The 266-nt window shown below is 41.7% G+C and carries 1 protein-coding gene; it reads right to left on the reverse strand.

The genetic code is table 11. The features are described 5' to 3' along the window. A partial coding sequence (locus tag SB717_RS36545; protein ID WP_410907940.1) for a hypothetical protein occupies positions 1 to 266 on the reverse strand: 266 nt, incomplete at both ends.

The raw sequence follows: 266 nt of genomic DNA on the forward strand, positions 1-266 counted from the left end.
GTTATGATTATAGAAATACATCCATCCACGGTATCCCCCACGGCAATTCCTTCGGAATCGTTCCAAAAAGCAAGGCTGTCGTAAAAAACACCTTCGCCTTCTTCGGTGTATACCAACTCCATCTGTCCTTTGTCACCTGTCTTATAAAGCAAAGCAGGACTTTCAATGGAAAGCATGAAAAAATCTTGGGTTGTTCCTCCAACAGCCCTAAAAGTTGGCGTAATGGAATCATATGTTTGAATATTGGACCTTACTTGAAGTGACCT

The organism is Priestia sp. SIMBA_032 (genome assembly GCF_046535215.1).
GTDB lineage: Bacteria > Bacillota > Bacilli > Bacillales > Bacillaceae_H > Priestia > Priestia aryabhattai.